We start from the raw sequence: 13,544 nt of genomic DNA on the forward strand, positions 1-13,544 counted from the left end.
ATGACCACGAGATTCAGACGACCAATGCTTGTGTTAGGAACCACCATCTTGGTCATGCAAGCTGTATTCATGCCTGTCGGCATGGTCTACGCAGAGACAAAGATGGACACTGAAGAACAAGAATTAGTGGAACTACCACTAATGAAAAACTATCTAGAGGAAGAAGAGATTAGTGATCCGCGCTTTTTCTTCACTCGTTCTCGGATGCAAGGAACGGCAGAAGAACCCCTTCAAGTGACATTCTTTTCTGATCAAGAAGTGTCTGAAGCACGAGTATTATTACCAGAAGAAGCAACGCTCTTGAAAGATCAATTACCAGCAGGGATCTCAGTTGAGGAAGGAACACAGCCTAATGAATGGATCGTTCAGTCAAAGCGTGCGCAAAATACATTTGTCCTTCCTTTAGTAGTTGAACAGGTGGGAAACTATGAACTGTCGGTGGAAGAAACGACGGCTCATTTAGAAATTAGTGAGAAAGAAGAGACGAGTGAGGAAGTCCCAGTCGAAGAAATAGAATCGTCCGATGAGGATCAAGCAGGACAAGAGGAATTAAAAGAAGAAAATGGAATAGAAGAAGAACAAGAAAATGAACAACCGGCAGAAGAAGTACGTGAACCTGTATCAGAAGCTCCGCAGGAGCAACAAACCAATGAGGAAGAGACCGATGAGGCGTCACAAATGGTTGAACCGACCATCTTTGATGGAGAAACAGCAGAAGTCGCTACGATGGCGCAATTCAGAGAAGCCGTGGCCAATCCTGATATTGGGATCATTTCTGTTCAAGCCAATTTGACAGAGGCTACCGCAAACGTACTAACGGTGGATCGTCCGTTACTTATCCAAGGGAATGGGTATACATTGACTTTTGGTATAAACGGATTTTATTTTCAACTAGCAGAAACAGCTGAATCAAGTGTCTTTCGAATTGAAAATGCAAGAATTACGAAAGTAGGAGCTACACCCTTGATTAATTCCACTGTTACAAGTAGTAAAAATTGGACCGTTGAATTGGAAGATATAACTGAAGTGAATGCGAATACCATGCGATTAGCTTCTCTTCCTGAAGGAAATATTCATTTTACAGGTGGCGTATCAAACTTCACACGCACAACTTCTACACAAACATTCATCGTAGCAAAAGAAGTCTTAGCAACCAACCAAGCAGAAGTCACGATTAGTCGAGGGAATGCGACGGTCTTCTTTTCTTCTGCCACCGTATCAAATCCAAAGCTTACGGTAGAACAGGGAGCAGCAATTACGATCACAACTACCGCAGGAGTGGCGAATACGATTGATCTAAGAGGAGAAAACTCGGAAGTTTTTTTGCAAAGTGGAGAATTGGATGTAGCTACTGTTGGGACAACAGCGGTACCTACAGATACAACGAATAATACGATCTCATTAACAGGAACTGCACCTAAAATAACGATAAATTCAAGTTTTCAATTAACAGTCAGAAGCACATTAGCCAAGAGAGGAATTCATCTGGCTGGAAAAAATGCGCAGCTTTTAATCAACAATTCTGAGATATCCGTTACTTCTGCGACACAAGCAGCTATAAATATATCCGGCTATCACTCCTCTTTTTCATCAGAAAATAGCACAATTCAGCTTGGTTCAACGACGGGCATTACAATGAACATGACTGGTGAATCGCCACAACTAATTTTTGATTCATCAGTGGTAAATGTTACAAGTACCACTGGACAACGAATCAACTTGATTGGAGCTAGTCCATTAGTATCACTAGCTAACACGGAGATGATTATGAATGCCTCGACCGGAAGAGGGATTTATTTACAGGGAACAACGCCACAAGTAAAGTTAGATAATAGTCAGTTAGTTGTGACAGATACCAGTGCTTCGCAAGGAATGATCTTACACGGAACAGATGCTTTACTTTCATTGAGTAGTAAGAGTGAACTAGCAATTACAGGTGCAGGGACTGGAGCGTTGGAAAATATACAAATTGGGAATAACAATGCACGCCCGGAACTTTCAGTCACCGGAGAATCTAAGCTTTCTGTCACAACAACCAGTGGAACTAGCGCTGCGACAGCTACGGCAAATAACGCCATTCATCTACGAGGTGCTGATCCAAAAGCAACAGTCACTAGTCGATCAGAACTGGTAGTTTCAATAACTTCTAATGCACGAAGAGGAGTGTACTTAAATGGTGATAATGCAAATTTATCCGTTACTGATAGCCTATTTGATGTAACGACAGTTTCTGGACAGACACTAAATCTTACTGGAACTTCTCCGAAAATGACACTAAACAAATCGAGTGCAAGAGTCGTTTCAACGACAGGAGTTTCAATGACTTTATCGGGAAGTGACGCGGTACTTGAAGCGAATGAATCGGAACTATCGATTCAATCAACAACTGGCCAAAGAATGAACCTGATTGGCTCAAATCCAGTCTTGAATTTAGAGAATAGTCAATTAGACATGAAAGCGACAACCGGACGAGGGATTTATTTGCAGGGGGCAACGCCACAAGTAATCATGGAAAACAGTCAGTTATTGATGACTGATACTGGCGCTTCGCAAGGGATGTACCTGAATGGCAATAATCCAGAATTGCTTGTGACCGATAGTCAATTTGATGTAACGACAGTCTCTGGACAGACACTAAACCTTACAGGAAATTCTCCTACAGTGACAATGAACAACTCAGATTTAAGAATTGATTCAATAAATGGTGATGGAGTTCTCCTTAATGGCTCAGACGCCCGTCTGTCTGTAATTGATTCAACCATGAGGGTTGAAAATTCAAATGAAGCGACAGGCCTCGCTGTTCAAGGGGAAGGAGTTGCCATAGTTAATTTCAAAACGAGTACTATTAATATGGTTGAATCTAAGCTAGAAATGCACAGTAATGGCGAATTTATCATTGATGGATGTACTTTGGAGTTTAATGCGAATCAACCTGCGTCTGGACTTTTACAACATAATACGTTAAAACCATTGATCAGAATCAATTCTAATGAATTAAATATGTCTATTACTAATGGAACGAAAATGAGGCTTAAAACAGAATATGGTGTTCCAATTGCAACTAGTTCACTATCAAGTTATATTGCAAAGTTAACTTTAGACGTTAGTAATAATTCTGAATTATTTGTTTCAGGGTCTAAAAAAGATAACAATCCCGCTATGTATCTTCAACTTAATGAACTGGATTTTTTGATAGACTCTACATCTATGATAGAGCTAGAAAATAGCGGACAACATAACACGCCGGAAGACGCTTATCTGTTTTTGGGAAATCAGGGGATTTTCCTTCTTGGAGCTGGACGTGATCCGAGAATACACATGACAACGGCTGGTAGTTTGAATCTTTATTCTGAGAGAGGATCAGGAATTACCTATGGGGTGCGAGGCGGTGTGTCGGGGATTTTTGATGCACAAAATAAGGTAGATACCAACGCTACTTTTTTTGTTCGAAGTAGTATTTCATATGCCATTCAATATAGGTCATCTCAAGTTGATTCTATGAATAGCAAATTTTTATTAGAAAATCCTTTGTTCTATGACATTATCAGTGCCCCATTATTACCAGCAATAGCACTTGCTGGTAGCAGCCCAAATTACGGGGATTTGACTATTTCTAAAAGTAAGTTTTCTGCATGGAGGACAGGCCAATCTAGTAGCGTACAACCAGATATTGCTTTTAATGAGCCGTTTGATGCTAGGCTTACAGGTACGGGAGGTTTTAAATATGTCGAAAGTTCTACTAATCCAGAATTTACTAATGAAACTTTGGGTACACAAGGACTGGATGGGTACTCACGCATTTCTGCAACAAATGCATCTTGGGCAATTGCCGATGAATTAAGAGTACCAACTAATGCAGATAAGAAAATTCATGGGCGAGTGAGTCTTCCAGTAGGGCTAGATGATAGTCGTCCAGCTTGGGATGATGAAGCAATGGTTACCGTAGAAGTAGAATCCCCATCGAGAGAAAGCACACAAGAATATACGGCCAAAACGGTTGGTCATACAAATGAATCGCCAGGAATCAGTATTTATGGCGAAGAGCCGCGTGGCGGACTCTTTGAAATCGATTTGGATGAACCTCTCGAAGCCGGATCAAAAGTTCGAATCAGTAAAGTTGAATTAACCAGTGGCGAACTTACAGATGGCTTCGAACACCAGATTTTAACGGAAACAGTTGAGGTTTTTCCAATTATACCACCAACACCGGCACAATTTTCTTCGTCAATCATTGCGCAAGATAGTACCACGATTCAAGGGATGACGGACAATCTAGATGCTGAAGTAACAGCTACACACAACGGGGAACCACTCAATACTGAATCTGTCTCGGTAGATGCGGATGGTAGGTTTTCATTAGACTTAAGTGAAGTTTCTTTAGAAATCGATGATGAAATACAAGTCTTTCTACGAGATGCAGAAGGATCAGCTGTAGCTGCAGGAGTTGTTAATCCTCCAGAAACAAATAATGCTCGCGGAAATATAAACCCAGTCACTGAATTCACGTTTCACGATGTAACCTTTGAACCGGCTACGACATTAATTGTTGGAGATCTAGGGCCTGTCTCACCGGTAGATCCGATGAATCCTGAAATTGAGGTCGATCCGGAAAATCAACCGAAGCTTCCTGAGGACCAAGGGCTGTTGAGTATTGATTTCATTTCGTCTTTTACCTTCGGTTCACAAGCCATTTCTGCTCAGGCCAAGCGCTACTACGCACAACCGCAACGCTTATTGAATCTTGATGGGACCCTCAATGATGCCGAAGAACGGCCAAACTACATCCAAGTCAGTGATCGCCGCCCAGACAACGAACGTAAGGGATGGACACTAGCGGTCACACAAAACAATCAGTTTACGGATCGTCAAGACAATCAACTGAGAGGTGCACATCTGGTGCTGAATAACCAACAATTTGCTTCTGTCCAAGAAAATGGGGAACCGACGCTCCAAAACCAAGACGGCGTTGTCTTGATCCCAGAACAAAAGATACCTCTTGTGACCGCAAGCAACGGCCAAGGCGCAGGGACTTGGGTCTATCGTTTTGGTGATGGAGAAAGTGCAGGAGAAAGTGTTGCCCTTGAAGTGCCGCCATCGGCGGATCCTAGAGCAACGACCTATCAAACGACCCTCACATGGGAGTTGAGTGCTGTACCGGATAACTAGGTAGAAGAAGAGAAGTGTGTCCACTCTTTTCTTTTTATTGTAGATAGAATTGAAAAAAGGCGTTCTTTTCGTATTTAATGAACCGATAAGGTATGATGAGCAAAACATGTCGTTGGAAAAAAGAAGTCTGAGGGGAAGAAGGGAGGGAATGCTATGCGAGAATTACAGCTCTCATTTATCACGAATGCGGAGACCCGTCGCTGGATGCGAATCTTATCGATTATTGAGCGAGAACATCATTTTACGATCGTGGCACTTAGCGAACGCTTAATGATTTCTCAACGCACATTGGTTAAAGATATTCAAGCAATTAGAAGCTATTTTGGTGAAACCATTGAATTGCTTTCCTTGTACAAGGGGTTTCGTTTTGATGAACGAGACCGCGTCAAGTACCAAGAAAAAAAAGAAGCACTCTTAGAGAATGAAGTTCTTTTTGAGATCATCGGCACTATTTTTTGGGGACAGCCGGTGGCATTGGCTGAATTGGCCCATCACTACAGTTATGCAGAAAGTACGCTCCGTCGATTTCTAGCGAGAATCGAACCAATCTTGGCCTCATATCGCTTGAGCTTGACCTTCACTCCGGTCAATTTCCAGGGGAAAGAAGCCGATATCCGAAAGTTCTTTTTTGATTTTTATTACAATAGCGAACAGACGCCCCATACGATTCGGCCACCAGAGCGCCTGCACAAATTAGTCTTAGACGAACTATCCAATCAATTAGGTGAGTATGAGTTGGGCACAGGGACGACGGTTTCAGCCTTTTATTATCACCTTTATATCACCATGATCCGCGTCCAACACAATCATTTTGTCACGGTGCCAAAGTGGTTGAAGGCGATCGATTATCAAGAAAAGGACTTTCAATTGCTTTATTCCTTGCAGGATAGGATCAATCAAGACTTTGATATTTATCTTCCGAAGGAAGAATTTGCATGGCTCCACCTTTCGATCATTGCCAAGCGAACGATCGATCGCTCCGATCAGGAAATCACATTTGGCCAACGGTTCAACTGTTGGGCAGGGCTTGAGGAGGTCGTTTCAGCGTATTTGTCAGATCCATTTTTTGAGCAATGGGATACAGACATACTCGGGCACTTTATGACATCATTTTTTGTGTCACGTTTGGTGAATGAAGCCTTGAGTCCACTATTGAATAAAGAGTTAAAAGAAGTACATGACATGGTAGAAAAAAAACACAGTCAGATCCATAAAATCAATACTCACTTCTTGTCAACCCATTCAAAGGCCCTTCCGATTTCTTCCAGTATCTTTGAAGACGTGGCGGCGAGCTTTACCTTATACATGGATATGGTCTTTCGTTATTATCAACCCGTCAAACAAATTTTGTTTTTATTGGAGGGTGACTACTTAGTGGTTCAATCGATTCGAATAGAGGCCCGTGAACAGCTAGGGGACCACCATCACTTACTGTTTGTAAAGTTACAGGAATTTCTACCGGAACAATTAAATAACGAAAAGATCGATCTGATCGTGACGAACTATCGCCCCTATCTTTCGGACGATAGTCTAGAAACAGACTATGTGCTGATCAATAGTCAGCCGACAACCAAAGATTGGACAATGGTCAAACACCAATTGAATCCATTGACGGATCAGCTTTCATTTTAAACAAAAAGGAGGAGAACGCATTATGACCGTGTTTACTACCAAACAAGACTATCTTCAGGGGTTTCAACGCACCTTTGAAGCAATCGAGAAACGAGAAAGCACCGTCCTGAAAGACTATTTGACTGATCAGATTCGCCGTTTGAATACCTTAGTAGACCAAATTTCTAGTCGAAATTTCTGGGAAGTTTGGCCAAAGATTTTAGGGATCGATGCGAAGATTAGTTTAGTGGATGAATTGATCACCTTTGAAGATTTTTCAAGTGAAGATATCTTGCGAATAGTGGAAACGGATTATCAGACCTATTTCAAAGAACTATGCGGGTATGATCTAAGTATGGAAACAAAACATTCGATGATATTCAATGTGATGTGATCCCTTGTCATTGAACAACTAATATCAAAAAGGCAAAGTCCAATCAAAAGCTAAGCAGCTTCTGATTGGACTTTTTGAAATTCGTTCATCATAAAATGATACGGAGCACTCTATTTTAGTGCTCATAAACACGCAAAAAAAGCAACGAACATTTAAAATTTAGATTGATGAGTAGAATGATACCTCTTCTTTTGGGGGCAGAAACTTAATAGTTTTTGATCCTGTTTTAATTTAGACATTTTAGTTCTTTGGGATATTTTTATTCTATAGAAACGGTGATCTTTTCAATATAGTTGAGTGTTACGAGAAAGGTTGGAAAATCTGCGATATTGTTTGTAGTTATTCTGATTTTAGGAAATGTGATCGCAGGAGCGATTGCGGTCAATTAGTTAATCAGAAATATCAAGGAGCCATAAAGCACAGAACCTAAAAATAAATTTATATCACATTTTATAGCCGATTCCCCAAACCGTTTTGATATAAGAAGACTTCTTGTGGGTATCGTGCATTTTTTCCCGAAGGTTTCGAACGTGGACCATGATGGTATTATTAGAAGACGTATAATATTTTTCGCCCCAAACCTCTTGAAACATTTCTTCAGAGCTTACCACTTGGCCTTTTCGCTCCATCAATAATTTTAAAATGGAAAACTCGATGGGCGTCAGGGAAAGTTCTTCTTCTTGAAAGAAACATTTTCGCTTATTGACATCTAATTCCAACTCCCTCACGATCAATTTGTTTTGATCTGTGCCGTTGTATTGAGTCGAGCGGCGTATCTGAGCTTTCACCCGAGCGATTACTTCCAAAGGACGAAAAGGCTTCGTGATGTAATCATCGGCACCAATTGTCAAACCAGTGATCTTATCGATTTCCTCAGATTTAGCTGTCACCATAATAATTGGGTAATGATGCTTTTTTCGGATGATTTTACACAGGTCAAAGCCAGTGATATCTGGTAGCATGACATCAAGAATCGCCAAAGAAAAGCTGTTTTGCTCGATTTGTACCTGAGCTTCATTCCCATCTGCACAAGTGATGACGGTAAAATTTTCGTTTCGCAAATAAAAGGTAATCAAATCTGAAATTTCTTTTTCATCTTCAACTAAAAGTATCTTTTCCACTCGTATTGACCTTCCTTTTCAGTTAACTGACTTTCTAGTTTTTTCGTGTTGATTTGTAGCTAAAGGTAATGTGACGATCATTTGAATCTCATTGTTCTTGCTAGTAGCTCGGATCGTTCCCTGATGCGCCAAAATAATTTCTTTGGCGATCGCCAATCCGAGTCCTGCTCCACCTGTCTTGGTTGAACGAGCTTGATCTAGACGATAAAATTTTTCAAATAATGCGTCCAATTGTTCTTGTTCGATCGGCTCACTTTGATTCGCTAGGATGAAAGTTGCTGCTTGTTCGTCTACGGTTAGCTGCATTGTGATCGTGGTTTGATCAGGCGCATAGGCAATGGCATTTTTTAGCAGATTGTTTAAGACTCGCGCCAACTGTTCACTATCGGCTTCTAACTTCAAGCTCTCTGGACCAGTGTAGCAGATGGCTTGTTCTTTTTCTTTCAGCAGCGGATAGAATTCTTCTTGGATTTGCTTCAGTAAGAAGACGAAATCAAGTTCCCGTTGATACAATTGGATGTCTTGCAGATTAAAACGGGTGATGTCGAAAAATTCATTCATCAGCGTTTCCAAACGCTCAGACTTTTCTAAAGCAATCGTCAGGGATTGCGTCATTTGTTCATTGGTCAAGTTTTTCGTATCCAATAATAGATTGAGATAGCCGATCACTGAGGCTAAGGGAGTCTTCAAGTCATGCGCCAAATAGGTAATCAAGTCCTTGGTGCGCTGTGTTTCTTCCATTAAAAGAGCTTCATTGCGGTTCATTGTATCTTTTATTCTTAATAATTCATGGTCAATTGACAGGCTACCAGTCGAACATTCCACAGATTGAGAGAAAAAGAGCGGGATTCCTTCGGCAATCTTTGCAATTTTTTTCTTTGAAACATAACGATAGATAAAATAGCAGATTAAGGAAACGGTAAAAACAAGAAATAGAGAGGATGCTAAAAACAGTTGCTTGAGGGGTTTTAAATCAAAAATTGTACCTAAAACTCTAGTGCCCTCATCTTTATCCGTTTCAACCACTTCTTGTATGACAAGGTTTGATACAAGATTATCTCTAACCGTTTGGACGATTCTGGTTTCTTTCAATAGCCATAAGGCTGCTACGAATAAACAGAGGGCAAACAAAGAAAAAACAAATGCCGATCGTTTGATATTCATAAAAAGCTCCTTTCAATGAAATATTCTTAATTATAGCAAAGAGGCGAGGACACGAATAGGTTTTAACTCTTAAGAATTCTTTATATGAAAGAAGGGTATTGATTACCAAGTTGATATTCTTAAGGAATCTTCAGAAGATCTTAAGAGAATCGTTTTAAACGCTGCCTGATTTAATGATTAAATAAAGATGGTCAAACAACTAATCAATCAGGAAGGTGAAATATTTGAGAAAACACATAAAAAAATCAAAAAGGAGCATTCTAATCATTAGTGTTCTACTGATCATTGGTAGTTTAGGGTGGACAGGTACTTGGGCGTTTAATCGCCACGAAGAGCCTGTTATCACTCGTATATCTTTACAAGATTTACAGCCAAAAAATGATTTTCAATTAGTAGGGTCCATTGAGCCAGCAAAAACTGTTGAAGTAAAAGTAGATAGCAAGAGAGGCGCAGTCGTCGAAAGAAACGTAGAGGCAGGGGATCAAGTCAAAGTAGGACAAGCCCTTTTTGTTTATTCCAACCCTGAGGGAGCCTTAGCCATTAAAGAAGCAGAACAGATAACGGTCAATCGTAAGAAAGCTTTGGAACAAGCAAGGCGACAAACCAACCAAAAATGGGAGCAATACAATAAGGTAACCAATCAGTTGGAGGAGAATAAACAAAAACTCGCCGGTGCCGAAGAAGAGGACAAAGAAGCGCTAGAAGAACGCAAGACCGACTTGGAAATACAGCAAAGTCAATTGTTGCTGGAAGCGCAAAATTTGGAAAGCAGCATTGGCGATGCCGAATTAGAGCTGGAACGGGCAGAATTAGAACTACGTTCAGTCAAAGAGCAGCATGGCTCAGATGTCGTGAATGCTGATATTGACGGAATCATTAAAGATGTGGATGAACGACAAATGAACATGAGTTCTGGTGAATCAGTTCCAGAAAATCCTTTCATGACAATTGTTGATACCAGTCGGCTTTTTTTAAAAGGAACTGTGGATGAATTTCGCCGCAATCAACTTGAGCCTGGTCAAAAGGTTGAACTTAGAGACCGTAATGGCGGTAGTCAGCGATGGACTGGAAAGATCACCCGAGTTGGTGATATGAAAGAGCCTTCGGTAGTGGTTGAAGATCAAGGCGCAAATCCCAATTTGTCGCAATTTCATTTTGAAGTTGTTTTAGATGAAAGTGAAGAGCCGCCTAGCATTGGTATTCATTGTTTTGTGGAACTGATTGAAGAAGATAAAAAGGAAGTCAAACTACCAAAATCATTTGTGTTAGATGAAGACGGAAGTTCGTTCATATATGTTATTGATAATCAGAGAATTAAAAAGATGAAAGTAGAGATTGGCGAAGATGAAACAGATGAAAACATGTATTTGTTAGTAAGTAAACTGGATATGCAACAGGAACTTGTTTTTCCAAGAAACGGTATCAAAGAAGGAATGGATGTGAGATCAAATGATCCAGTTGATTGATGTTTACAAAAATTTCAAACAAGGAGCTGGAGAACTTCAAGTCTTGAAGAAGATTAACCTAACGATTGATCATGGCGAATTTGTTTCCATCATGGGACGATCAGGATCAGGCAAGTCTACTTTAATGAATATTATTGGCTGTTTGGATACACCGACAATGGGCAGCTACTTGCTTGATGGCAAGAACACCAGTCAGATGGAGGAAGATGATCTCTCTATGATCCGCAATCAAAAAATCGGCTTCGTGTTTCAAAATTTTGAACTGTTGCCGAAACTATCTGTTTTACAAAATGCTGCCTTACCGCTTTTGTATGCCGGTGTCAGTCAGGAAGAACGAACGAAACGAGCCATTTATGCATTGGAAAGTGTCGGGTTGAGTGATCGGATCGATTTTAGGATCAATCAGTTGTCAGGGGGGCAAAAACAACGAGTAGCGATCGCTCGGGCATTAGCAGGAGAAGCAAATGTGATCTTAGCGGATGAGCCGACGGGTTCTTTAGATACCGCTAATAGTCATGAGATCATGGCGCTATTTACTAAGCTGAATCATCTGGGAAAAACAGTTGTTTTAATCACTCACGAACAAGAGGTCGCGGACTATGCAAAACGCCAAATCGTTATAAAAGATGGGGAAATTGACGAGGAGGGAGAAAAATGATTGAACATATCCGCTTAGCCATCCAATCAATCTACCAGCATCGTTTGCGTTCACTCTTGACGATGCTAGGAATCATTGTCGGAATTGCCTCCATCATTTCCATTGTGAGCATCATCAATGGAAATACTGAAAACATGAAAAAGCAGCTAATAGGCGGCGATACCAACTCGATGCGAATTGAATATGATGCCAGAAGTGCTTTTCTGGCGGGAGAAACGGGTAAGAATGATCGACTTCCTGATTACGCCCCTCAACTATCAGAAGGAGATCTGCAACATCTACTGACCATTGCGCATGCGAAGAATGTCAGCTTATTCCATGAAGCCAATATGACTGTATATCAAAGAGATCAAAAAACAGACACGATAGTGCTAGGCATGGACAGTAGTTTCTTTGAGATATTACCTCATACGATCCTTGCAGGGAGAGCAATGACCGGAACCGAACTGCGTTCACAAAAACAAGTTGCCGTAATCACATCTGACCTCGCAGAAGTTTTTTTCAAGTATCAAAATCCTGTAAATCAATTGATTGAAATCAATGGCACACCATTTCGCATCGTTGGCGTAGCCGTTTCTGACACGGATCAATTATCAGGGAAATATGTCTTCATCCCTCGAGGCAGTCAAAGTATAGCTGAAGGAAAACTTAATCAAAAGCCAATAGTGCTGTTTCAGGCGTCAAATGCTGAAGACTTAGAATCAGCGGTCTTACAAGCCAGCCATGAATTAACCAAGCATATTCCGCCTTCGGATTTTGTTTTTTCTATTAGCAACTATGATGAAGTCAAGAAAATGACTGATGATATCAATCGATCGAATATGATTTTACTGGGGGGAATTGCCAGCATTTCCTTACTCGTCGGTGGGATCGGGGTGATGAATACGATGCTGGTCAGTGTGACAGAGCGTACCAGAGAGATCGGTTTGAAGAAAGCCTTAGGTGCGAAACGTAAAGTGATTTTGCAGCAATTTTTAACGGAAGCGATCGTTTTATCGGTGATTGGTGGATTGATTGGGATCTTTGTGGGCATGCTCATCAGTCTGATCGCTTTGAATCTGTTAAATTATCCTATGACGATCTCATTGTTATCGATTTTGATCAGTGTGTCATTTTCGATGTTGATTGGTACAATTTTTGGCTACTTACCAGCCTATAAGGCGTCTAAATTAAAACCGATCGAAGCATTACGCTATGAATAAAAGGAAGGTGTTTCTATGAAAAAAAAAAAAATAGTAATTGTTTTGTTTGCAGCGTTACTCAGTGGCTGTGGAGTCATTGCGAATGACAAACAGACGAGCAACGACAACGTACCCCTTAACACTCAAATTAATACGCCTCAGAATCAAACGGAAGATAGTCAAAGTGGGAATAATGATCAAGATACTGCGGATCAAACAGATGAAGAAAAGACAAATGCAGAACTGGATCGAGCCGACAAAACGGGAACACTCGTTAGTATAGATGGTGAGCGTTTTGAAATGGAATTGACGAATACGTCCCAAGTAAAAGGAGAAGACGGTGAAGTCTATGATATGGCAGAATCCTCTGAAGAAAAATTTTCCTTTATGATTACTAGTGAGACTGAAATAAAAGTGATTCTTTATGATGCACAATCTCAGAATTCTCGAATAGTGGAAGGATCTCGTGCTGATTTGCAACTTGAAAGATCTGCAAATATATACGGCCAACAAGTTGGTGATACCTTTATCGCGACCAAAGTAATTGTCATGCAGATTAACTAGATATAAGCTCAGATAATTTGCTAATATAATCGAAATCGTTAACTGGGAATGTAATATATACTTCTAAAACTACTTATAGAAATATTTAAAAATTAACACGCTACCAACATATAAAAGTAAAGGGGAATCTTGAATTCGGAAATTACTACTCTACTATATTGGGATTTTTCTGTGTCAAAAATAGTAAATCTTATTTCAAAAACCTTGTTTGGAAAACTG

At 40.4% G+C, this 13,544-nt stretch carries 9 protein-coding genes; 7 read left to right on the forward strand and 2 right to left on the reverse strand.

Annotated elements, in window-relative coordinates:
* The 3 genes from IGI77_RS04070 (at position 1) to IGI77_RS04080 (ending at position 7,171) form a co-directional block, all read left to right on the forward strand.
* Positions 1-5,166 carry a WxL domain-containing protein gene (locus IGI77_RS04070; protein WP_429966805.1) on the forward strand — a complete coding sequence of 1,722 codons (5,166 nt, stop codon included), beginning with the start codon at positions 1-3 and terminating at the stop codon, positions 5,164-5,166.
* Between the two features lie 153 nt (positions 5,167-5,319).
* Positions 5,320-6,798, forward strand: a complete 1,479-nt coding sequence (locus tag IGI77_RS04075; protein ID WP_438769533.1) for a helix-turn-helix domain-containing protein — start codon at positions 5,320-5,322, stop codon at positions 6,796-6,798.
* 22 nt (positions 6,799-6,820) lie between these two features.
* Positions 6,821-7,171 carry a DUF7006 family protein gene (locus tag IGI77_RS04080; protein WP_429966778.1) on the forward strand — a complete coding sequence of 117 codons (351 nt, stop codon included), beginning with the start codon at positions 6,821-6,823 and terminating at the stop codon, positions 7,169-7,171.
* A gap of 443 nt (positions 7,172-7,614) precedes the next feature.
* On the opposite strand, the gene IGI77_RS04085 is transcribed toward IGI77_RS04080, so the two are convergent.
* Together IGI77_RS04085 and IGI77_RS04090 are read right to left on the reverse strand one after the other, a co-directional pair.
* The gene (locus IGI77_RS04085; protein ID WP_429976867.1) at positions 7,615-8,292 is read right to left on the reverse strand and encodes a response regulator transcription factor; all 678 of its coding nucleotides are present in this window, start codon (positions 8,290-8,292) and stop codon (positions 7,615-7,617) included.
* A gap of 18 nt (positions 8,293-8,310) precedes the next feature.
* Positions 8,311-9,456: a sensor histidine kinase gene (locus IGI77_RS04090; RefSeq protein ID WP_429976866.1), complete on the reverse strand. Its 1,146-nt coding sequence runs from the start codon at positions 9,454-9,456 to the stop codon at positions 8,311-8,313.
* A gap of 215 nt (positions 9,457-9,671) precedes the next feature.
* Here IGI77_RS04090 and IGI77_RS04095 point away from each other — a divergent pair, with 215 nt between their 5' ends.
* From IGI77_RS04095 to IGI77_RS04110, 4 genes are read left to right on the forward strand one after another with little or no spacing between them, the layout of a single operon-like run.
* Entirely contained in the window at positions 9,672-10,922 is a 1,251-nt protein-coding gene (locus tag IGI77_RS04095) for an efflux RND transporter periplasmic adaptor subunit (RefSeq protein WP_429976865.1), read from the forward strand.
* Positions 10,906-11,580: an ABC transporter ATP-binding protein gene (locus IGI77_RS04100; RefSeq protein WP_429976864.1), complete on the forward strand. Its 675-nt coding sequence runs from the start codon at positions 10,906-10,908 to the stop codon at positions 11,578-11,580. The genes IGI77_RS04095 and IGI77_RS04100 overlap by 17 nt, the downstream gene beginning before the upstream one ends.
* The gene (locus tag IGI77_RS04105; protein ID WP_438769534.1) at positions 11,577-12,782 is read left to right on the forward strand and encodes an ABC transporter permease; all 1,206 of its coding nucleotides are present in this window, start codon (positions 11,577-11,579) and stop codon (positions 12,780-12,782) included. Before IGI77_RS04100 ends, IGI77_RS04105 begins: the two co-directional genes overlap by 4 nt.
* A gap of 15 nt (positions 12,783-12,797) precedes the next feature.
* Positions 12,798-13,325: a hypothetical protein gene (locus IGI77_RS04110; protein ID WP_438769535.1), complete on the forward strand. Its 528-nt coding sequence runs from the start codon at positions 12,798-12,800 to the stop codon at positions 13,323-13,325.
* Positions 13,326-13,544: the final 219 nt, after the last annotated feature.

Source organism: Enterococcus sp. DIV0213h (assembly GCF_051711285.1).
Classification (GTDB): Bacteria; Bacillota; Bacilli; order Lactobacillales; family Enterococcaceae; genus Enterococcus_D; species Enterococcus_D casseliflavus.